We start from the raw sequence: 22,026 nt of genomic DNA on the forward strand, positions 1-22,026 counted from the left end.
AGCAAAGACGTTGGCTGTCTTGCACAGGGCGACCTCACTGCTCACCTGGGTATTGATTTCCTCGCAGGAGGTTGGCGAGATGCGCCGTGTTCCGTACCAGCATTTCGACCATTGTCGTTACAGTGTCGGGCGTTTCCTCGAGATCAGCGAAGTTTGTGGATCCCATTGCCTCACCCACCCAATAGGCGACGGCGTTTGCCGGAATCGTGAAGCCGACATCATTCAATGCCTGGAAAACTTCGGCAGTTACGTGATGGGCACCGTCTTCATTGCCAACGACAGCCACAGCGGCAACTTTGCCGTAAGAAACCATTCGACCTTGGTCATCGGTCTCTTCTAAAAAAGCATCCATACGTTCAAGCGCACGCTTTGTTACGCTGCTGGGCTGCCCAAGCCATATAGGAGTGCCGATGAGAAGGATATCTGCGCTCAGTATCTTGGTCCTTATTGCGGGCCACGCATCTCCCTCACCTTCATCAGATGTCACACCGGGTTTGACATCATGATCTGCCAGCCAAACTGTTTCTGTCACTGCATCGAAAGATTTGAATTCCTTCACTATGAGGTCAAGCATCCTAGCGGTCGACGATGTCTCTGTTGATGACGATGTCTTGAGAGTGCCGTTGAGGGCAAGAACCTTCAGTGCCATATCTACCTCCGAAAGATTGTGGACGGTCAGCAGTCTGTGCATAGACGCGGGGGNCTGATGAGCCGAACAACTGGCATCCCAACCATGCGCTGCGTCTTTGGTTCCCAAAACATCGACGCGGCGTCTCAAGGGATCACTCGTCGCAGGGAGTAAACTCCGGCTCCGGCCATCTGATGCCGATGACCGTAAATCGCCCAGATGCGCCTGCGGGAAAAACTCACATTCATGTCGCCAGGTGAATGATGCATTGAATGAACATTATTCCGATGTCCCGTGAGTTACTAAATTCCATAATCGGAAGTCTTCGGTTTTTGATCATTGCTTCAGAGTTGCATGCTGCAGGGTACGATTATCGCCTCTCCCGATTCTTCAGGAACTTTGCTGACAGTAAACGGTTGGAAGGCCTGCCAGTTAGGCTTTTGTCTATATAAGATCGAGCAGCACCAATGTATGAGAAACGGGATATATGGATTAGCGCACGCGCATACGCACTCTGGGAAGAAAACGGGCGAACAGACGGGGGCGACCGCGAACACTGGTTTCAAGCCATCCAAGAATACGAGCTTATGATCCAAACCCAGGCATCCCCTGACGGCTCGGAAATACTGGCCAGCCGAAAACACGACAGTAGAAATTAGCCCGTGGATCAAACTCGTCAGAACGAACGTGGGTCGAGAACGTCGATATTTTTGTAAAGCCGTGAGGCACCCCGGCTTTCCCTTCCGACTAACGAATCGGTAGAAAGGAACCAATCATTGGATACCGCTCTGTTGGTTGGATACCTTGCCTCCATCTGTTCGGTGTCAAGCTTTGTCCCGCAAGTCTGCAAAGTTGTTAAGACCAACGATACTCGAGCGATTTCGACGGGCATGTACTGTCTCACAGTTGCAGGCTTTGCACTTTGGACAACATTCGGCATCATGCGCGCCGAATGGCCGATTATCCTCACAAATTCAGCCTGTTTTCTGTTGTCGCTGGTCATACTCGTGAAAAAGCTAAAGCCGTAAGAGGCGCGCTTGTCTGCCCAATTTTAGTCAAGGACTGCAAGTCAAACAGACCGAAGGTGCCTTTAAAGAATAAGANCCAAGCTTGGGAAGCGGTCAATTTAACTGCCGTCATTCTGGTTCTCGAAAGCGGGAACTGGCGGTTGCCCCCTGTCTCGCCACTCGGCTGATAAAGAAAAAATCCCCGATCAGGGAACCTATATGAAACAGCTAGGTTTGGCACGCATTCAGCAAGGAGGAGAAAAATGCCGGTTGCCGCATGGGGAGAGCCCGTTCAAATCAGTATGCCCGTCAGTGGACGTCAGACAGTCCAGGGGCCGTTCGCAGCGTTGANTTTTTTGCTCGACGAGTGGCCTGACCTGCGAGGTCCGGCATATGTACGTGCTCGCAGCATCTGTCGTGCCGCGATCGCTGGCAGGACGTCCCCAGAGGAAGCTCGCGAGACCTTCTTGCGGGCAGCCAGTGAAGCCAATCTGCTTCACTGAGCATGATCAGGTGATGTCCGCAATCGAGACAAAATCCAGTTGCGACCGTCTCTAACAAAGGAGGTATATAAATGGCAAAAGGCGATCCAACGGACGGTGCTGCCGGAACCACCGATCAGTCTCCCCGGTGGGAAGGGCCGGTTGAGAACAGGCCGCGCGGTTATTTGCCCCCGGACGATGACCCCGACGAAGATCGAGACGCGATGGGAGAAAACAACGCCCACCCAGAGAAAACAAAAATTTCCGATGCGCTTAAGACGCGGGACGACGAGTAGATGAATCAGTCGAGATGGGCACTGATCGCCTCCGCTTTCTGACACAAGAAGTGGGCACGGCGAAACATATTGCACGAGCCAACACATGAGATAGGAACGATCGTTCTCACGGCATGTGTTATTTGGTCACATTCCGGCGCAGTCCAAGAGCTGCGTTCCGGGCCAGAGCCGCTTGTAATGTGCGCGCCGGTTAGGCCCATTATGAGAGCCGCACTCTCTGGAACAGACGATCGAACGTTCCGCTTGGACGCACAGTCCATCAGATACTATTCCGCCAGTGGGGTTATGAGGCTCTGATCNTTTCGGCAATATGGAGCACCGGCTTCGGATTGACAACGTAACGGCCTGATCCCCAGGCGGTGGAGATCGCCTGTTTGGCATCAACGGAAATGCCGGAACTCTCAATGCTTCACTTGTCGCCGAATCTGTATGCCTGAAACAGGACCGTTAGTTTCATCGCGTTGTTGGCAGCGTTCTGGTGCATATTGTGTATCATCCCGTCACCTCACAGCACGTGCGGATCTTTGTCTCGGCGCCAACGCCACGCAGCGATCGAGTTTGTTTCCGACGCTATCAGATCGTGTTTCTCGGCAAAAGCAGCAAAAAAGCCGCGCGCCGTCTCGGCTTCGATTTCACCGCGTAGCGCGGCACTGCATGCCTTAAGCGCGACTGAGTGCGCGCTATTCCTCTGTGACGGTGGCCATTCCACAAGATGTCGGTAAGCGTCCATCACGCTTCGAACCTCAGCCGGAAAGCCGAGGCCCACCATAATGGAAACGGGTTGTCTGAACATATCGGGTTTCATCGTTCTCTCCTTCCCTACCCGGAATGGTGATGGGTGCCGTTGCGACGGCACCCTCTTGTTGAGCCGACAATGAAGATTAAGCGGCCTTTTGAGCTTCGATCTGCGCCGGAGCGGCCGATGTCAGCGCGGGTGCGCTTTCGATGGAGATCTTGCGCGGTTTTAGTTCCTCGGGGATCTCACGAACAAGATCGATGGACAGAAGACCGTTGGCCAGATCCGCTCCGTTCACCCTGACATGGTCGGCAAGCTCGAAGCGGTGCTCAAACGGACGCCCGGCAATGCCGCGATGCAGGTAACCATCATTTACTGCCTCCTGCTTCCTGCCCGTGACGGTCAGTAGGTTGGACTGAAAAGTGATGTCGAGGTCGTCCTTCGCAAAACCTGCCACAGCAACAGAGATCCGGTAGCTGTCATCGCCAGTCTTGACGATGTCATAGGGCGGCCAGTCGCTGATTGAGTGGGCGCGCTGGGCANTTTCCAGAAGGTTGAAGACCCGATCGAAACCAACGCTCGATCGGNAAAGAGGTGCGTAGTCGTAAGATGTTGCCATAGCCATATCCTCCTTGAAGCAACATGGGGTACGGAAGTGCCGAAAGACGGTACCTCCAGCAAGGCCAGCCCTTTATCAGCGACTGGCGGTCATCGATTTGGNTTTTCGAAATTTCGGGTTCAAGAGCTTCGGAAGAAAAAATCGAGCTTTATTGCCGCCGTCGACATTAGCGCGTAGCGACAGCGGATCACCGACGAGTGCGGCGCTTTCCCCGGATCCGATATCAAGTGATACGTCGGACGACTGGATTGAACCCGTGGGAGTAAAATCGGAGCCTGAAGCATCGGCTTCCAAGATTTAAGGTTACACCACGTCTATGAGAGTGAGGTTTAGAGCCCCGTAAAAAGAGTTGCGATTGAGCCACGTTCAATCAGTCTCGTGGGAAGAACGACTTGGCGCGGAGGATTATCAAGACCGCTTAACCGTTCGATCAGCATTCGGGCGGCTGCTTCGCCCAATTCGTACACAGGCTGGCGAACCACCGTAACAGGCGGCGTTGTCACCGCTGTCCACGCTGCATCGTGGAAGGTAACAAGCGAAAGGGCCTCTGGCATAATGATGCCGAGTTCACGTGCAATCTTGAACACCTCGATTGCTATAAGACTATCGGAAGCAATGATCGCCGTCGGAGGCGGAGTGGCGCTGAGCAGATCGATGGTCAACTGACGCGTGGCCTCGGCCGTGTTTGCACCTAAGCGCACCCATTGGGGCATGTTTGCGAGCCCTGCCTCCTCACCAGCATGGAGGAAGCCCTCGATGCGTTCTCGCACGGAACCAGTCAGTATCTCTCCAATATCATTGTAGAGATGCGTTGGCGTGTCGCAAGCCGTTACATAGGCGATACGGCGGTGGCCACGGTCAAGCAGCAGACGTGTTACGGCTTCCGACGCGGCTCTATCGTCGGCCGTGACGCTGTCAACTGCCAGTGTCGCAATGGCGCGATCGAGGAGAACCAACGGTCGGCCCGCACGTCCTCGTTCCTTGAGATGCTCGGTCTCGCTCTCCTGCGCTGGCGAGACAATCAACCCATCGACCCGCTTGGCAACAAGCGTCTTGACAGCCGCGCGCTCGACGTCAACATCTTCTCCCGACGTGGCCAGTACTACGTTGAAGCCTGCCGCACGCGCGACATCCGAGATGCCGCGTACGGCTGAGCCAAAGAACGGGTTTTCAATATCACCTACCACAACCCCGATCGTGCCAGACCGGCCGGTGGTCATGCTGCGTGCTAGCTCGTTTGGGCGGTAGTCAAGTGTTTTCGCAGCAAGCTTGACAGCGTCCCGGACCTTGTCGCTCACGGTCCCGTACCCTCCGAGGACGCGGGCGGCTGTCGCCTTCGACACCCCCGCTGAACGTGCAACGTCGGCCACCGTTGTAGCAGTATTCTTTGGCTGAATTTCTTTCATGGATTAAGCTTTACAAGAGATATTGACGAGCGGTCAACTCGAATATAACAATCATGAGACCACAAAGAGACCGGTCTCAATCTAAAAGAGACTGGTCTCAGTGGAAATAATCAATTGAGAAACCGGTCCGTGACGCAAGTGACGACTGAGGGCGACCTCCGTCGGCTAATGCTCCGTGTCATGCGAAACCGATCCGCAAACAACCACCAGAGACGGAGAACCAAAATGAAGATTTCTGCCCTGCCAAAATTCTCGTTTTCAGCGCAAATGCGCACCGCAGCGCTCGCCCTCAGCCTTGTGCTGGCCGGCGGAACAACAAACGCTGTCAGAGCGGCTGAAAACCCTTACGGATTGATCGACCCGCAGACGATCAGCGTCGGCACAATGGGCGACGCGAAGCCCTACACGTTTACCACAGTGGACGGTGCCTTTACCGGCTTCGATATTGAGCTTTTCTTGAACGTTGCAGAACGGATGGGATTCAAAAAGGACCAAGTCATTTTCACAGGCCAGGAGTTCTCAGCGCTGATGCCGTCGGTTGCCAACGGTCGCTTCGACGTTGCGGTCGCCGCCATTGGCACGACGGACAAACGGAAGCAAACAGTTGATTTTTCCGATGGGTACCTCGCCGGATATCTGTCGGTGGTCACGCCCGATGCTGCTATCAAGGATGCGGCAGCGCTAAAAGGCAAACGCCTGGGCGTGGTACAGGGCACTTTGCAAGAAATTTATGCAGAGAAAAACTTTGCGGGAACAGATCTCGTCAAATTTCCCGATAACAACTCCGCCATTTCCGGCCTGAACAATGGCACCGTTGATGGCCACTTCCTCGACTACGAGGCCGCCAAAGAGTACACGGCCCGCTATCCGGCGTTGAAGATCGCAATCAACATTCCGAGCTTTGACGCCCCCGCAGGCTTCGTCATCCGCAAGGGTAATGACGCGCTAAAGGCTGCCTTCAACAAAGGTCTGCATGACGCCATGCAGGACGGAACCTGGAAGTCGCTTTACGAAAAGTGGTTCCCAGGTTCTCCGATGCCCGAAGCCTATCTCCCCAAGAAGTAATGCGCTGGCCCGACCGCCTCTTGGTCGGGCTTTCCAAGCAGCCGCTTGATGGCCACATTTCCTCGTCCTGCCCGGCAGGTAAAGATACTTCGAAGGAAGACCGTATGAACTGGTTTGATAATATCAGTCGAAGCTTTTTCGACTGGAATGCGATGGCCGAAGTCCTGCCTGCAATGATCACCGTGGGCCTGAAGAACACCCTCATTCTTGCCTTTGCGTCCACGGTGTTCGGCGTCATTATTGGTATGGTCCTGGCAATCATGGGGATATCCCGCTCGCCATGGCTACGCATCCCCGCGCGTATCTATACCGACGTCTTCCGCGGCCTTCCCGCCATCGTTACCATCCTTCTCATCGGTCAGGGCTTTGCTCGCATCGGACGAGATCTATTTGGGCCTTCTCCCTATCCTCTCGGCATTCTTGCACTCAGTCTTATCGCCGGTGCTTACATCGGTGAAATCTTCCGCTCGGGGATTCAAAGCGTTGATCGAGGGCAGATGGAAGCGTCACGTGCGCTCAGCATGAGTTACGGCCAGGGCATGCGCCTGATCGTTGTACCACAAGGCATACGCCGGGTTTTACCGGCTCTCGTCAACCAATTCATCGGCAACGTTAAGGACTCCAGCCTCGTCTACTTCCTGGGCCTGCTCGCCTCTGAGCGCGAGATCTTTCGCGTTGGACAGGATCAGGCCGTTGTTACGGGAAACCTGTCACCTCTGCTTTTGGCCGGAATTTTTTACCTCGTCATCACGGTACCGCTGACGCACTTGGTCAACACGATCGATATGCGGTTGCGCATTGGCAAGCAGAAGTCGACAACCCTGACCAGCGGTCTGGAAGAGGTCTCTGAACTCGACCGGGCCCAACAGACTAAGGATACCAGCGCTGCATTCAAGGGCGGGAGCATCGATGTTCGGGATTTGACCATGGCCTACGGCGAGTTGGAGGTGCTGAAAGGCGTAGACCTCACGATCAAGCCGGGCAGCGTAACCTGCATCATAGGCCCGTCAGGTTCTGGGAAATCCACGCTGCTACGTTGCCTCAACCGCTTGGTAGAACCAAAGAGCGGCACGCTTCTGCTTGATGGTAACGATATTCTTGCAATGAAGCCCGAGAAACTGCGGCGCCGCGTTGGCATGGTATTCCAACATTTCAATCTGTTCCCCGATCACACGGCACTCGACAACGTGATGTTGTCCCTGACCAAAATCAAGCGAATGNCCCGGGAGAAGGCAGAGCGCATTGCCAAGGCACGCCTTGCCGATGTGGGACTGGCCAGTCGCCAACATCATCGGCCCGGTGGTCTTTCCGGCGGCCAACAACAGCGCGTGGCCATTGCCCGGGCCCTGGCAATGGAACCAGAAGTCATCCTGTTCGACGAAGTGACGAGCGCGCTTGATCCCGAACTCGTCAAAGGTGTCCTCAACCTGATGGCGGAGCTTGGTGGGCGGGGTATGACAATGGTGGTCGTCACCCATGAGATGGGCTTTGCTCGACGCGTTGCCGATCAGGTCGTCTTCATGGACGAAGGTCGCGTGGTGGAAACCGGCACGCCAGTGCGTATCTTTGACGACCCGCAAAGCCCCCGTCTGCGCCGCTTCCTCGCCGAAGTATTGTGACCGACCGACATCAGAGAGAGGATTGACAATGACGAAGACACTCCGCTGGGGCGTATTGGGGTGCGCCGACATCGCGACAAGTACGGTCATTCCCGCAATACAGACGAGCATGTTTGGTCGTGTGGAGGCAGTCGCTTCACGATCGCTCGAAAAGGCAAAGGCTGTCGCTTTGGCGCATTCCATCCCGCGCTATTACGGCAGCTACGATGCGTTACTGGCGGATCCCGATATCGATGTTATCTACAATCCGCTTCCTAACCATTTGCATGTACCGATGACACTGAAGGCGTTGCAGCACGGCAAACCAGTGCTTTGCGAAAAGCCCATCGCACTTACGGCTGACGAGGCCAAATCGCTTGCCGAAGCTGCCAAAATCCTGCGGGTGCCGGTCGCGGAAGCCTTCATGGTGCGTCATCATCCGCAATGGCATAAGGTGCATGCGCTTATAGCCAGCGGCCGTATTGGCGAACTGCGAGCGATCCAGATTTTGTTCTCTTATTTTCTGAACGAGCCGGACAATGTCCGCAATCAGCCAAGCACTGGCGGTGGTGGCCTTTACGATGTCGGTTGCTATGCCCTCAACATAGCCCGCTATGCCTTCGCAAACGAGCCCCTTCGCGCGATCGGCCTCTTCGACCGTGATCCAGAGTTCGGAACGGACAGGTTAGCCAGCGGTCTTCTCGAGTTTCCCGGCGGGTGTCAACTCGGCTTTACCTGCTCCACACAGTTGGCTCTGACGCAAAAGGTAACGCTGCTTGGAACAGCGGGCCGTATTGAAATCGATGTGCCGTTTAATGCTCCGCTCGACGCGACCACCACAATCACCGTGGATGATGGACGCGATCTTTCAGGCTCCGGTCGCGAGGTGATGGAGATTGCATCTGCCAACCAGTACCGCTTGCAGGCAGACGCGTTCGCGCAGGCAATTCTCTCTGGCACCCCGCCGCTACCAGGTCTCGATGACGCCATCGCCAATATGAGGGCCATCGACGCCCTTTTTCGCTCGGCCATCTCTGGCCGATGGGAAACCCTCTGAATTTTTGAATAGCAATCTGAGTGAAAGACAATCCTATGTCCAAAAATACAATCTCTTCAGCCGTTATCATTGGCGCTGGTATCTTCGGGGTCTCGACCGCCGTAAATCTCTTGCGGCGAGGCGTCTCCGTCACCCTTATTAACGACGGCCCAGTTGCCAACGGGGCCTCTGGCCGCTCGTTATCGTGGCTCAATTCAGCCCGTATGCGCTCGAACCCCTATCACCTTCTGCGCATGGCTGGGATCGACCGGTATCGGACATTGTCAAGCCAGCTTGGTCCGGTCGACTGGCTCAAGTTCGATGGTGGCCTGACATGGGATCCGGAAGGCGAAGGCAACGAGATATCGGCGGCGTATGCCCACGAGGTATCGCTTGCTTATGATGCGCAGCATCTGANCCCTGGGGACGTATCCAATATGACGCCCGGTGTCGAAGCAACCGCGATCACTGGGATCGGCGCGATCTTCAATCCCGGCGAGGGATGGGTAGATCTGCCCTCGCTTATCGTTCATCTGATGAAAGAATTTGCCAAGCGCGGTGGGGTACTCATTTCCGACGAGGGTAAGGCGCAAGTTGCTGTTGAAGAAGGGCAAGCTGTTGGTGCGGATACGGCGGCAGGCCAGCGACATATCGCTGATGCGGTTCTCGTCGCAACCGGACCCGCCGTTCCAGCAATGGCTGCCGAACTCGGTGAAAAAATTGACGATGGCACCCCTGTCGCCCTTGTTGTGACCACCAAAAAGATCAATCATCCGTTGACAGCCGTACTCAACACGCCCCGTGTTGCTATCCGTCCCGCCCCGGACGCCACCTTCGCCATAGATGCCGATTGGGCAGCGGACGAAGTCGTGACGCGCGCCGACGGTTCCTACGAAGTCGAACAATCCACCATAGACAGACTGCTGACGGAAGCGTCCCGTGTCCTGGCCGGACAACCGAAGCTGGAAATGGCCTCCTACGGTGCCGGTCTTAAACCGATACCAGGTGACGGCGAGCCAGTGCTTGGGGTATTGCCCAATGTGCCAGGTTGCCACGTCGCATTTAGCCATAGCGGCGCCACTCTCGGCCTCATCATTGGCGAATTGACAGCCCACGAAATGGCGACAGGCAACCGACATCCGCTTCTAGCGACGTTTCGACCGGAACGCTTCAACGCCTGAACACCTAGGCGGCAGCACTTGATAACAGAGCGCCGCCCTCCACACTCGGGCTGGGTTTGGGAGGAGTGGTGTATCTGACAGAGACGAGGCTAGGCTAGATGGCCAGACAGAAGGCCAGATCAGCCGACGGAAGAAGATCAAGCGCGAAATATTCGGCACGGCCGGACCTAAACTTCTCGGCGCCCGGATAATGCCAATAAAATTGACCGATCGAACGCACAAAATTCAGGAAGACCCGATTAAGTGCCCAACGACATTTGTAGCAGGTCGAGTAGGTGCGTGGTTGCGTGCGACAGCTGATCGCGGCGAATGGCCGTAACATCGCCTGTAATTATGATTGGCTGGATGGTTCAGGCNGGCCCGACCGACCGGGCCGTCCCGATAGCATCTGCACGCGCGAATTTTGCTTGGTTTGCAGCGAGCACGGCTGCCAGACGCAAACCGTCCCGAATGCCTGCAAGGCCGGCAACCGGCGCTTCGTCATTGTCTTGCCGACGAAAAAAGCCTGCGTTCAGAGCGGGCCTTCTTCAATCAGGGCTTGGTATCGTCGGAAGGCGCTGTCTCATCCGAGGGAACCGCCTCGTCCGAAGACACGGCCTCGTCAGTGGCCGGTGCGTCCGGCCCCTTGATCTGCTGGCCGTTGACGCTGACCGAGCCGTCGCTGGCAATCGCCACGTCCCAGCGCTGCGCGCCATCGGGATCGGCCTTGGCAAAACCCTTGATCATCATCAAGCCGAAGGATGCCTGGGTCATATCGGGATTGGTCTTTGCCAGTTCCTGCACGGCCGTGATCGTCTTGTCGTAGTCGCGCGCCACAATCGATGCGTTCAGCTTGTAGTCCGTCTGGGTATCGACGCGGCCTTCCAGCTCCCCGGACACCTCAACGTCATAGACGCTGGACTTGGCGCTGACCTTCGGGAAATCAACCTTCAGGATACCGCCCGGGAAGAGCTTCTCGGCGGCCTGTTGTCCCGCCTTCTCGCTGTCGCCGGTCGACTTGGTGAAGTCCATCTTCATGAACTCGTCGCCGAGAGCTGCGAAATCCATGCCCGGGACACCGAACTGGATATCGAGCGCCTGCGGCAAGAAGGCGGTATAATCGGCAGGAACTAGCACGCTGTCGAGCGTCACGTCGGCAGCATCCATCGCCACGCCGATGCGCGTCGCGTTGCTCGGCCCATCGACCTTGATGTGATAGCCAAAGGACTTGGCGCCGCCGCCGCCGATGGCGCTGGTGACGGCGAAGTTGTTAAGCCTGATAGTTTCCTCAAGCGAGCTCAGCAGCGGAAAGGCATTGCCGAGCATGTCCTTGAGCTTGGTCTCGCTCTCCTTGGTGAGATGCTTCTGGTCAGCGTGATCTAGCACGAACAGGACCATTTCCTTTAAGTCCTTGGCTGCAATGCCATTGACCTTGGCATCGAAATCCAGACTGTCTGCCGAGATCTGGATCGGTGGCATTTCTTCGCTGCTGACCTGCTCCGCAAACGTGCTGAACTTGCCGTTGGTAACAAAATCCAGGCGTCCTGCAGTGGCGCTTTCGGCGGAGGCCAACTTGTAGATCATGTCGCCGAAGCTGATATTGACCACCTCGGTATCGGTGGACGAGGTGAATTTCAAATCCCTGGCGCTGAAATCACCGGAACGGAAATAGCTGATTGCCGGGTCGAAGACCGAGTTAAACACCATGTCGGCAACCGAATAGGTGAAGTCCGAGCGTTTCTTGTCAGGCCCGGTAAAATGGCCGGTAACATTAAGGTTGTTGTTGCCTTCGAGATCCCAGAGCCCGTTGTCCTGCGGTTTCGCGAACATTTTGAAGGGCGCCAGGCCCTTGATGTTGAAATCCTCTTTCTTGATCTTTGCCAGCAGTTTGGCGAAGTCATAGACGATCTCGTAGCGCGATCCGGCCGGCGTGACTGTAACAGGCGCACTCTTGGCTATGTCCTTGGGCAGCAGATGATTGAGATTGTCACGTATGGCGTTGGCGCCGCCCTGGCTGATATCCGCCGCGGACGNCCCCGTGGTCAAAGCCAAAATAATGGCGCTCGTCGCCGTGGTAAGCACATGACGCATCTCGATAAATCTCCCTTGGCCGTATCAACGCGCGCATGTGAGATTGCCGCAGCCCCTATGTCAAGCCTGCGAAGCGTCTGATGCGGAAGCTTCTGAAAGGACAATGGTGTTCGCCACGTGTGATGATCACTGACGAGCTGTGATCCTACGGTGCAGCTGACAATTTTACAGTGCCTGTGCCCGATCGGCATCCGCGAATATAATAGCGAGACCAGACGTCAGGACCTGACGCCTTGAAGGGGTACGAACCGCAAACACCTTGGTCCGGAAGACTTAGGACCAGGCTAACTATTTGGAAAATCTTCAGGCCATTCTTGAGCCCCGTGCAAGACACGCAGTACTCGAACCCTAGCTTCTGTGATTGCGTACGCTGCGACGTAAGACGTTCCGCCAATTACGAGTTCGCGTGTCCCGGCAATTCTGCCAACCCGGCCACTTGCTGGAAAATCGATCAGGCGACCGACTGCAACGACGATGCGTTCGTTGACCAAAATGGCGGCGGCCGGGTTTCCAACTCGATAAAAGTAAAAATTGCGTCGCGATCCGATAAAGCAAACGGAAACTAGGTTAGTCTCAACACGTTATACCCGCCGCCTTATTGCGCGCAGCCTGCCGACGCTTTTCGAAACGAGCCTCGACTTCATCGTCGGAAATATCCGGTCTTGTATCATTTAGCGCCTCAAGCACCTTGGCACGAAACCAAGTATCGTGAGCCTCGCTGCCTGAAAAAAGTTCAAGCGGCAACATGCCCTCGTTGGCGGTTCTCGTAAGCAGTATGCGGACCGCGTCTGACACTGTAAGTCCCATACCTTCAAGAACTAGGGACGCCCGGTCACGAACGTCAGCATCGATACGAGTTTGAACGAGCGCATTTGCAGCCATAGCTATCTCCAGATTGATATCTAATAGTAATGCAATTGAATTACNAAATCTAGCGTTCGTCTTTTCGCCACTCTACTTTTAAGCGCGATACCAAACTGCGATCATAGCTGCTCAGAAATATAAGCGACAGCAACTGCCTTCGCGATCTCGAAGTTGCCTCCTCCCGCCATTTTCATAATTGATCCCAAACGTCTTTGCGTCGGACACTGTCTAGGAACTCGTGGTCGCTCCAACTCAGTCCACGAAAGGTTACTGAAATTGAAGGCTGCTTTTTGATCCTCACCGGCATAGNAAACCGGCATCATCCAGCAGGTGTAGATGATAATGGATAACGTCGTCACGGTACCCCTCAACGGCAACCTCAAGACTACTCCCCGTTAAATATAGACCGCCGGGGCCAACGATTTCTGTGGTTTCTAACCTAACATTACAGTTGCATTTTAATTTCAAATGAGCGCGTCATGCGGGAGCCTGATGCGCTAGTCTCCAACATGACCATGCAATAATGTAGGCGGGCTTTATACGTCGCTGGGCAAGCTTATTAGCAATGCGTCGGACCTCTTGGATGGACCAGCGGATCAGATCTTGATGGTCGGCATCCTCGGTCTTTTTTGGGGTGCCGCATTATTGGCGCGATATCGGATCACAGCCATCGTTGCGAAGGCGAGCATGACGAGCGAGACATGGGGATGCCAACCATGCCACGGGCGGGTCTCATTATGATCGAGGCCCAGTTCGCTCTTGGCTGTCTCGAAGCTATCTTCCATTGCCCAACGCCGACCTTCGACGGATACGAGCGTCTGAATGCCTGTTCCGGCCGGGCACCAGGTCGTGAAGAATGCTAGATCGCCATCGCTGATATTGCGCCGGATCAACAAGCCACGCGTCCAAAGCCCGGTTTATCTTCGAAGGTTCAGCGGAAATGTCTTCCGGAGCTACAGGCACGCGACAAGTCGTCTGACAACGAATTTGCAGCACTCACAATCCGAGTTGCAAACCCTCCTCCCCTTGTGCAGGAACCGAACAGCAAATCAGCGCCTCGCCATCTTCTACCGCATAGCTAGGTTCGGAGAGATAACTGACGTCACCCTTGACGATCTTCGTTCGACAATCCCCGCAATTTCCAGCGCGGCAGCCATAGGGCGGGCTGAGGCCACTTTGCTCTGCTAGTTCCAGCAAGGTCCCGCCGTCCGGCTTCCATTGCGCCTTTATTGAAGATTGCGTGAAGACGACAGGCGTCGGGACCGAAGCGGCAGGCTTGCGCGGCTGCGCGGATACGTGAACAGCGTGATCGCGCTTCAGGCCGGAGGGTCCGAACGCTTCCGCATGAATACGACCATCGGCGATGTCAAGTCTGCGCAGCCCGTCATACATCGACTGCATGAAGGACGACGGCCCGCAGATGTAGAAGTCATAATCGCCGAACGGCAACTGTGCCTTCAAAAGCGCCATGTCGATGCGCCCGATTGCATCGAAAAGGCCGTCGCCGTCGATATCGGGCGCACCGAGCACCTTGATGTCCCGAACGGTCCCTTCGCTACGCACAACCAGTTCGCCGATTTCGCGGTCGAATGCTCTTTCGGCAGAGGTGCGCGACGACCTGAACAACCAAACCTGCCGACGATAACGCGTTCTGTCACCTGTATGGACGACATGACGCAGCATCGACAGCAAAGGTGTTATGCCAATGCCAGCTGCAAGGAGCACAGCCGGACGGGTGCGTTCCGTTGCATTGATTGTGAACGCTCCGGCTGGTGATAGCGCCTCGATCTCGTCGCCTTCGCGCATTTTGTGCAGGAGAGTGGATGCCCGGCCTTCACGCTTCACACTCAGCCTGTAGAAGCCGTCCGACGGAGCACTTGAGAGCGTATAGCTGCGGCGGATCGTGTCCGTCCCATCCGTGATGCTGATCGGCAGATGCTGGCCTGCCTGATGCGGGATGACAGCCTCGTCATCGACCGGCGCAAGGTACAGCGAACGGATCGTCGAGCTTTCGTCGATGGTTCGCTCCACGCGGAAGCGCCTCCAGGCTTTTGCCTGGGCCGCGACCTTCAAGCGGCTTGCGGCCTCGCGCCAGTCTCCCGTCATCAAGCTGCTTGGCGACATGCCATCTTGAAGAAAGTTCCAGCGCAGTGGCAGTGCATCTTTGCGCAGCACCACCTTTTCCGGCATGACGCGCCATAGACGCTCGGCGCCCTCGAAGGCCGCGATCTCGGGTGAATCCAGTATGATCTCGACGCTTCCAGCGATCTGCAACATGTCACCCGTCTCATGGTCGACGAACAGTAGCCCGGCGCGCGGATTGACGGCGAAATTGCCGAGCGTGTTGAAGAACAGGTTGCCGTTGAAATCCGGCACAGTCAGGCCACCATCGGCATCGACACGAACGAAACCGCGCCGGCCACCACGATGGGAGGCATCCACCTGCCGTCCTTCACCCTCCAGGTCCACATAGGACGCCACGAAGAAAGTGTCGGCGGCTTCGATGATGCCACGCTGATGTGCGTCGAGCCTATCTGAAACAATCACTTCGGAAGATTGCCGCGTTGCTGGATCGCGTACGAAGCTGAACTGACGATGCTGGATGTAGCGCGGACAATTGCCGAAGCTCTGCCCGACGGCGACGGTGAAACGATCGCCGCCGCTGCGAATGACCGTACCGTTCATCCTGTTACGTCGGCGTGTAATGAGATCGACGCCGACCAGACCGATCGGGTCGCCGTCGTTCATTCCGGCTTCGGCGGGATCATCGGGATCGCTGGCGGCATCGATGCTGAGCGTCAGGGCATCGGGCGCCTGCATAAAGCCCGGCCGTCCGCTACGGATCGTCGCCCATGGCGTGCCATCGCCATCGACAGTTCCGATGACGATGAACGGCAGCATCGGATAGAACTCCCGATGCTGATCAAGCATGAACGTGCGCAAAACCTTGCGCCCGACAGGGTCCATTTGTTCGACCACACCGGCGTGGCGCTGTATTTGCAGTTCGCCCGCATGCCAGGGTGACGATGGTGAGAGTTCTTTAACAGGCATTCGAACCTCCTATGGAAACGGCGGCCGGGCCAGCACCCGGCCGCAAGGCTATGTCAGGCTGCGAGGCCGATGGCCGTTTTCGGAAGAGCGACGAAACCGGGCAAAGCTTCGATCCGCGCCAGCCAGTGGCGGACCTCCGGATACGGCGTCAGATCGACATTGCCCTCCGGTGCGCCAGCGATGTAGCTATAGAGCGCGATATCCGCGATGGTCGGTGTATTGCCGATGATGAAACGGTGATTTTCGAGTTCGGCATTGATAAGGCCGAGAATCCGGTGAGCGCGGGCAATCACTTCGTCGGCGCGGAAGTCTGCTCCGAATACCGTGATCAGGCGGGCCGCGCACAGGCCATACGAAATTTCTCCGGCGGCAACGGAAAGCCACTTCTGTATCTTTGCGACAGAGGTAAGATCGTCGGGCATCCAGTCCTTGCGGCCAAGCTTCGTGGCAACATAGACTAGGATAGCATTGGAATCGTTGACGACGACATCCCCATCTACGAGCACAGGCACTTGGCCGAACGGGTTGAGCTTCAGGAATTCTGGCGTCTTGTGCTCGCCGTTCGCCAGATCGAGGTCGATGATCTCAGCTTTCACATTCAGCAAGGAAAGAAAAAGACGAGCGCGATGCGCATGGCCCGAAAGCGGAAAGTGATAGAGTTTCATGGTTTGCTCCCTTGAGGTCCGGACACCTTCATCCGGTAACGTGACAAACCTAGCGGGAACCATATTTTTAGAGTAGACGGTTATTTATGTAACCACCCTCTCGTTTTATGGAAGGTAAATATGGATCGTCTCGATGCCATGGGTGTTCTCTTGTCAGTGGTGGAACATGGTAGCCTTTCCGCTGCGTCGCGCGCATTGCACTCGCCGCTACCGACGGTCAGCCGCAAGATCTCAGAGTTGGAGAGCCTTCTCGGCGTTCGCCTGTTCACCCGCACCAGCCGCAGAATGCTGCTCACAGAGGCTGGAGAGAGTTATGTCAGTGCAGCGCGCGAAATTCTTGAGAGGGTAGAAGAAGCCGAACGCCGCGCCACCGGAGAATACGTCGCACCAAAGGGAGACCTGACACTGACGGCGCCCATCGTCTTCGGTCGTCTGCATGTTCTGCCGGTTGTCACGGATTTTCTGAAAGCGTTTCCGGACATCAACATCAACCTGATCATGAGCGACCGGCCGATCAGTCTTGCCGACGAACATATCGATGTCGCGCTGCGCATCAGCCGCCTGTCGGACAGCAGCCTGATGGCTATCCCCCTCGGCTCCACGCGCACGACCGTTTATGCCAATCCCGACTATCTGAAGCGGCATTCCCATCCGTCCCATCCAGACGGACTCAAACAACACGATTGCATCGCGTTCGAAGGCGTGCTCTCGACACGGTTCTGGACGTTCCACGATGGCGCAAAAGATATCGCGGTGCCAATCCGGACGCGCCTTTCCGTCAACACGGCAGAAGCTGCGGTAGATGCAGCAGCGTCCGGCCTCGGCATGACGCGGGTCATGGCCTATCAAGCAAAGCGCGCAGTCGATGCCGGTTTGCTGGTGCCGCTGCTGGAAGATTTTGAACGAGAGGCATCGCCGGTTCATCTCGTTCATCTATCGGTGGGCCTGATGCCGCTCAAACTAAGGACGTTTCTGGACTTTGCGACGCCGCGGCTGAGGGCATTGTTGAAATAGACAAATCCCTTCGGCACTGTTTACGTGACAGTCTCGATAAGCAACTCAGCTCAGGCAGGGTGAATAACGACGCGCTGCAAGCGGTGATTAATCGGATCGCCAGATAGACGCATTCATGTGCTGCTCCTGGTTCGCATTGTGAACCACGAAAAGTTTTCCCGGCTCTATCGCGGGGACAAGCGGAGGGTGCGCAGGCGCGGCGGTGGGAGACGAGCGATAGGCACGCTAGCGCCGATGCCTAGGGCAGCCAGTGATGGTGACACGACTTCGTCTCGGATCGGCTAAACGATTGGCGCGGGTTGCGGGTTCTGACCGTGGTTGATGATTACACAAGGAAGTGGCTGACGCTCGTCGCCGATAGATCGCTTTCCGATCTTGCGTGCTTGACAGGTAACACGTCAACGAACATTGTACTGATCAGTAAACTAAGTACCGAGCAGTACAAATTGNAAAAAGGACTCCCATGTCACGCCCTCCACTCCCACCTTTTACACTCGAAAGTGCAATACAAAAGGTTCGTCTTGCCGAAGACGGCTGGAACACGCGCGATGCTACCAAGGTCGCTCAGGCCTATACGCTTGACACGCGTTGGCGTAACCGCGTGGAGTTCTGCACGACTCGTGACGACGCGCTGGCATTTCTGACACGCAAGTGGAACAAGGAGCATGAATACCGCCTCATCAAGGAGCTTTGGGCTTTTGCCGGTAACCGCATCGCCGTGCGCTACGCCTATGAATATCGTGACGATAGCGCTCGATGGTTCCGAGCGTATGGCAACGAAAACTGGGAGTTCGCCGAGGACGGTCTGATGGCGCACAGACATGCAAGCATCAATGAGATGCCGATCTCTGAAAGCGAGCGCCTGTTCCACTGGCCGCTCGGCCGTCGGCCGGATGACCACCCTGGCCTCAGCGATTTGGGTCTCTAGTCATGGCCCGCATGGTCGCCGAAAGATCTGACACCATAGCTCCCCTGGCTGAAGTGTTCCGTGAACACGGTTACGAAGGCGCAAGCCTTGCCTTGATTGGCAAGGCTACGGGCCTCGGCAAGGGCAGTCTCTACAACTTTTTTCCCGGCGGGAAGGAAGAAATGGTGCGAGCTGTCCTCACCGAAATCGAGCAATGGTTCGAAAATGCCGTATACGTCCCATTGCGGAGCGGGAGCGATGCCAATGCTGCCATCGATGCAATGCTTGATGCTGTCACGGATTACTTCAAATCCGGCAGACGCGTGTGCCTGGTTGGTGCCTTGGCCGTCTCCAATACACGAGACCGCTTCTCGCGGGCCGTTCGGGATTATTTCGCAAGCTGGGTAGACGCGTTGCAAGCGGCACTTGTTCGGCAGGGCCAGCACGATGAACAGGCGCGTATTCTATCGGAAGACGCCGTGCTTTCCATACAAGGCGCAATAGTGCTGTCGCGCGCGCTGGACAATCCAGCCGTGTTTCAACGCGCCATGGACCAGCTCCGGAGGCGACTACTGGTCCATTGAAAGATGACTGCTCTGGCCACTTAATGTTGAAAAACTAAGGGTTGTTGGCGCCCTGCACCTCTTTTTAGACTTTGCCTTGGACAACAGCTCCAATGAGATTCGAAAACACCTCCGCTGCCTCAGAAGCAGAGCAATTCCCGCGCGTAACGGCGCTTGTCAATGCGTCTCCTGCTGCAACCAAAGCCGCGGAAGCCAACGCCAGCGATTCCGGCCGTAAGCTTGAGTGAGGCCGTAGAACTTCCACGAACATCTCGATCACAGCGTCGACCAACTCCTGGTAAACGCCTGCTTTCTCTTCGCTTCCTGCAAGCGCCGCGCCGACAGCATGAAATTCGTCACCCTGGTCGGTTCCGCAAGCCAGATAGGTTTTAGCCAAAGCCGAAACAGTCTCTCTCGCCGGTCGATTATCCTGAGCCATAAGCGTGCGAAACGCGGTAATGCGTTCTGTGTCTATCCAACGATAGAGGTTAATCAACAGACCCGTTCTGGTCTCAAAATGCTCGTACGTCACAGGCTTGGAAACGCCCGCACGCACTGCGAGATGGCCTAGCGTCAGCCTATCGGCGCCTTCCTCCCGAACGATCAGGCGCGCCGTCTCAAGGAGCTGCTGACGCCGCTCAGGCTTTGAAAGACGACCCGCCGTCCTGTTATCGGCAGCGACTTTTGGTTTTTCCACTTGCATACCTACTTTTAGTAACCTACCATAAGTAGGTATTAGTNAAACATAGGTACCGCAATGTTACAAGCTTCTGGAAGTCTGCACGACCCAATCCTGATTATCGGCGGCGCTGGTGAGGTCGGGCGCTGGGCTACACGCTTCTTGCGTGACCAACATCCTGATGTACCTATCCTCATTGGCGGTCGCGACGAACAACGCGCGATACGAGCAGCAGCAGCTGTCGACGGCACGTCTGCAGTGGTCGTGGACCTCACTGCGTCCAACCTGGGGCTAGGTGAGCGGCGTGTCTCGGCAGTCGCAACGCTGTTCACCGATGAAACCGGGGCGGCTCTCCGCTGGGCACAGCAAATGGGCGTCGGGCACGTCAACATCTCACCAAGCATCAGCGAACTCGGCTTGGAAACTGCGACATTCATGCAAAACCCTGCCGCCGCGCCCGTTGTCCTCGGTACAGAGTGGCTAGTAGGTGCGACAAGCGTACCGTCACTCTTGTTCGCCCGAGAATTTGGTCGTCTGGNAAACATTCACATCGAGGCGGTGCTCGACGAACAGGAGGCGTTCGGACCCGCAGCAAATGCAGACCTTGAGCGCCAGATGCATGCGGGAGCTGCCGCTCTTATGAGAACGGCTGGCGCGTGGCGGTGGTGCCATGGCGACGAGACCAGATCCAAAGTTCGCGCAATCGACGGTACCGAGTTGGACGCGAACATGTTTTCGCCGAACGATGTCTTGTTGCTGGCAAACGCAACCGGCGCACCTGATATTCGGTTCGACTTGGCCATTGGAATGAGCTCCGCCCGCCGAAATGGCGGACCGGTCTCAACTGAAATCATGATCAACCTTTCGGGCCTGGATCACGCCGGGCGGCAGCTTCGGAAACGTCACGCGATCATTCACCCCGGTGGTCAGATGCCGCTAACGGGTTTGGGTGTCGCTCTCGTTCTTGAACGCCTGGCTGGTCTCGCAGGCGATACGCCTCCATCGGGCCTCTACTTCCCAGCCCAGCTTATCGACCACGCCACATACTTCAAGCGGCTTCGCGCCTCAGGTGGAGAAGTTATCGAATTGGAGCCGATCCAACGCGCACCACAAGGCGCGGATCATGTATAAATTGGAGCATAAAATGAGTGACCCTCATGATGTATCAGCCGCAGCGGATTACCCGGAACAGCATTCGCAAATTGAGGCCAACGGCGCCTCTTTCCATGTCGTTGAACAAGGCCGTGGTCCAGTCGTGCTTTTCTTGCACGGCTTTCCAGACACAGTGGAAACGTGGCGTAGCCAGATGCAAGTCGTCGCCGAAAACGGGTACCGCGCGGTCGCGCTGGACATGCGGGGTTTTGGCGACAGCTATTCCCCGGATGATCCAGCACTTTATAGCGGAGCCTTCATTGTGGGCGACCTGATTGGCATCCTTGATGCATTGCAGGTACCGACCGCGACGATCGTATCGCATGATTGGGGCGCGGACCACGGACAACGGGCAATGGTCATGCGACCAGATCGTTTCAACGGGATCATAACGCTCAGTATTCCATTCCTGCCGCGTGGCGAGTTGAGTACCTGGGACATGTTACGCAGTCGCGGTCTCAGCGCTCTCTATTATGCTTTCGACATGATGAAGCCCGAGACGGATGACCGAATCCGTGATGCGAGCAAGACTATTCCCAGTGCACTTTACTGGCTCTCAGGCGAGCCCGCTGAAGGAACCGGCTGGGACCCCATCGACACAAAGCGGAATATGTTTCGACCTGCCCCCGACGTGCTGCCGAGCTGGGCCGATCCAGCCTATGTGAAGCACAACATCGAAACGTTCCAGCGAACGGGATTCCGAGGCGGTCTGAACCAGTACCGTGGCGTGCAGGCAACGTTTGAGCATCTCGCTGCCTACAAGGATGTGCTGATCAAGCAGCCATCCCTTTATATTTGGGGCGATGCAGACGGGTTGTGCCGACTGTTCCACCCGGTCCCACCAACCGTGGAAGAGATGCGCGAGACAGCGCCCGGGCTCGTCGATGTCGTGCGCCTGGAAGGTGTTGGTCACTGGCCTCATCATGAAGCCCGCGAACGCGTGAATGCCGAAATCATCAAATTCCTGAACGGCCTGAATACCACCGTTACAGCAACTGCCTAACCGA

20 protein-coding genes and 4 pseudogenes are annotated in these 22,026 nt (G+C 56.2%); 14 read left to right on the top strand and 10 right to left on the bottom strand.

Translation table 11 applies throughout. From position 1 onward, the window contains the following. Positions 1-34: 34 nt before the first annotated feature. Positions 35-649, bottom strand: a complete 615-nt coding sequence (locus CUC55_RS04130) for a flavodoxin family protein (RefSeq protein WP_067653278.1) — start codon at positions 647-649, stop codon at positions 35-37. A 446-nt stretch (positions 650-1,095) separates the two neighbouring features. Here CUC55_RS04130 and CUC55_RS23525 point away from each other — a divergent pair, with 446 nt between their 5' ends. The 4 genes from CUC55_RS23525 (at position 1,096) to CUC55_RS04150 (ending at position 2,413) form a co-directional block, all read left to right on the top strand. Next, positions 1,096-1,287 carry a DUF2934 domain-containing protein gene (locus CUC55_RS23525; protein ID WP_067653276.1) on the top strand — a complete coding sequence of 64 codons (192 nt, stop codon included), beginning with the start codon at positions 1,096-1,098 and terminating at the stop codon, positions 1,285-1,287. A gap of 132 nt (positions 1,288-1,419) precedes the next feature. Beyond that, on the top strand, positions 1,420-1,656 hold the full coding sequence (locus tag CUC55_RS04140) for a SemiSWEET family sugar transporter (protein ID WP_210176163.1): 237 nt from the start codon (positions 1,420-1,422) through the stop codon (positions 1,654-1,656). Positions 1,657-1,898: 242 nt separating this feature from the next. Beyond that, a complete protein-coding gene (locus CUC55_RS04145) occupies positions 1,899-2,138 on the top strand; it encodes a DUF982 domain-containing protein (protein ID WP_103087058.1) in 240 nt (79 codons plus the stop codon). A gap of 71 nt (positions 2,139-2,209) precedes the next feature. Further along, a complete protein-coding gene (locus CUC55_RS04150) occupies positions 2,210-2,413 on the top strand; it encodes a hypothetical protein (RefSeq protein ID WP_067653270.1) in 204 nt (67 codons plus the stop codon). 505 nt (positions 2,414-2,918) lie between these two features. Here CUC55_RS04150 and CUC55_RS04155 read toward each other — a convergent pair. The 3 genes from CUC55_RS04155 to CUC55_RS04165 all read right to left on the bottom strand — a co-directional run bounded on the left by CUC55_RS04155 (position 2,919) and on the right by CUC55_RS04165 (position 5,174). Beyond that, positions 2,919-3,218, bottom strand: coding sequence for a DUF982 domain-containing protein (locus CUC55_RS04155; protein ID WP_067653268.1), 300 nt, complete (start codon positions 3,216-3,218; stop codon positions 2,919-2,921). A gap of 76 nt (positions 3,219-3,294) precedes the next feature. Then, the gene (locus CUC55_RS04160) at positions 3,295-3,768 is read right to left on the bottom strand and encodes an Hsp20 family protein (RefSeq protein ID WP_103087059.1); all 474 of its coding nucleotides are present in this window, start codon (positions 3,766-3,768) and stop codon (positions 3,295-3,297) included. A gap of 329 nt (positions 3,769-4,097) precedes the next feature. Then, the gene (locus tag CUC55_RS04165; RefSeq protein ID WP_067653263.1) at positions 4,098-5,174 is read right to left on the bottom strand and encodes a LacI family DNA-binding transcriptional regulator; all 1,077 of its coding nucleotides are present in this window, start codon (positions 5,172-5,174) and stop codon (positions 4,098-4,100) included. 267 nt (positions 5,175-5,441) lie between these two features. Here CUC55_RS04165 and CUC55_RS04170 point away from each other — a divergent pair, with 267 nt between their 5' ends. The 5 genes and pseudogenes from CUC55_RS04170 to CUC55_RS04195 all read left to right on the top strand — a co-directional run. Further along, positions 5,442-6,239 (top strand): ABC transporter substrate-binding protein, encoded by a 798-nt coding sequence (locus tag CUC55_RS04170; protein ID WP_245304049.1) that lies wholly within the window; start codon positions 5,442-5,444, stop codon positions 6,237-6,239. A 104-nt stretch (positions 6,240-6,343) separates the two neighbouring features. Continuing rightward, entirely contained in the window at positions 6,344-7,858 is a 1,515-nt protein-coding gene (locus tag CUC55_RS23300; RefSeq protein ID WP_103087091.1) for an amino acid ABC transporter permease/ATP-binding protein, read from the top strand. 28 nt (positions 7,859-7,886) lie between these two features. Continuing rightward, positions 7,887-8,894: a Gfo/Idh/MocA family protein gene (locus CUC55_RS04180; RefSeq protein WP_067653259.1), complete on the top strand. Its 1,008-nt coding sequence runs from the start codon at positions 7,887-7,889 to the stop codon at positions 8,892-8,894. 35 nt (positions 8,895-8,929) lie between these two features. Beyond that, entirely contained in the window at positions 8,930-10,054 is a 1,125-nt protein-coding gene (locus CUC55_RS04185) for an NAD(P)/FAD-dependent oxidoreductase (RefSeq protein ID WP_103087060.1), read from the top strand. 2,132 nt (positions 10,055-12,186) lie between these two features. Next, positions 12,187-12,264: pseudogene (locus CUC55_RS04195) on the top strand (IS6 family transposase); the annotation flags it as partial. A gap of 144 nt (positions 12,265-12,408) precedes the next feature. Here the strand turns inward: CUC55_RS04195 and CUC55_RS04200 are convergent. The 5 genes and pseudogenes from CUC55_RS04200 to CUC55_RS04220 form a co-directional block, all read right to left on the bottom strand. Further along, positions 12,409-12,656, bottom strand: a pseudogene (locus tag CUC55_RS04200) (type II toxin-antitoxin system RelE/ParE family toxin). Positions 12,657-12,697: 41 nt separating this feature from the next. After that, a complete protein-coding gene (locus CUC55_RS04205) occupies positions 12,698-13,006 on the bottom strand; it encodes a type II toxin-antitoxin system RelB/DinJ family antitoxin (RefSeq protein ID WP_067653253.1) in 309 nt (102 codons plus the stop codon). Positions 13,007-13,584: 578 nt separating this feature from the next. Beyond that, positions 13,585-13,905 (bottom strand): annotated as a pseudogene (locus CUC55_RS04210) (IS701 family transposase); the annotation flags it as partial. A 79-nt stretch (positions 13,906-13,984) separates the two neighbouring features. Next, on the bottom strand, positions 13,985-16,039 hold the full coding sequence (locus CUC55_RS04215; protein ID WP_067653249.1) for a 2Fe-2S iron-sulfur cluster-binding protein: 2,055 nt from the start codon (positions 16,037-16,039) through the stop codon (positions 13,985-13,987). Between the two features lie 53 nt (positions 16,040-16,092). Next, complete coding sequence (locus tag CUC55_RS04220; protein ID WP_067653247.1) at positions 16,093-16,704, bottom strand: glutathione S-transferase family protein; 612 nt, start codon at positions 16,702-16,704, stop codon at positions 16,093-16,095. A gap of 120 nt (positions 16,705-16,824) precedes the next feature. Between CUC55_RS04220 and CUC55_RS04225 the strand changes: the two genes are divergently transcribed. From CUC55_RS04225 to CUC55_RS04235, 4 genes and pseudogenes are all read left to right on the top strand, one after another. After that, a complete protein-coding gene (locus CUC55_RS04225) occupies positions 16,825-17,718 on the top strand; it encodes a LysR family transcriptional regulator (RefSeq protein ID WP_067653245.1) in 894 nt (297 codons plus the stop codon). Positions 17,719-17,823: 105 nt separating this feature from the next. Beyond that, positions 17,824-18,095, top strand: a pseudogene (locus tag CUC55_RS23100) (IS3 family transposase); the annotation flags it as partial. 86 nt (positions 18,096-18,181) lie between these two features. After that, a complete protein-coding gene (locus tag CUC55_RS04230; protein ID WP_067653243.1) occupies positions 18,182-18,646 on the top strand; it encodes a nuclear transport factor 2 family protein in 465 nt (154 codons plus the stop codon). 2 nt (positions 18,647-18,648) lie between these two features. Beyond that, positions 18,649-19,209 (top strand): TetR/AcrR family transcriptional regulator, encoded by a 561-nt coding sequence (locus CUC55_RS04235; RefSeq protein WP_067653241.1) that lies wholly within the window; start codon positions 18,649-18,651, stop codon positions 19,207-19,209. 64 nt (positions 19,210-19,273) lie between these two features. On the opposite strand, the gene CUC55_RS04240 is transcribed toward CUC55_RS04235, so the two are convergent. Further along, entirely contained in the window at positions 19,274-19,891 is a 618-nt protein-coding gene (locus CUC55_RS04240; RefSeq protein ID WP_082760354.1) for a TetR/AcrR family transcriptional regulator, read from the bottom strand. A gap of 1,120 nt (positions 19,892-21,011) precedes the next feature. Between CUC55_RS04240 and CUC55_RS04250 the strand changes: the two genes are divergently transcribed. Further along, a complete protein-coding gene (locus CUC55_RS04250; protein ID WP_067653237.1) occupies positions 21,012-22,022 on the top strand; it encodes an alpha/beta fold hydrolase in 1,011 nt (336 codons plus the stop codon). Positions 22,023-22,026 lie beyond the last annotated feature (4 nt).

The organism is Agrobacterium bohemicum (assembly GCF_002896715.1).
Taxonomy (GTDB): domain Bacteria; phylum Pseudomonadota; class Alphaproteobacteria; order Rhizobiales; family Rhizobiaceae; genus Agrobacterium; species Agrobacterium bohemicum.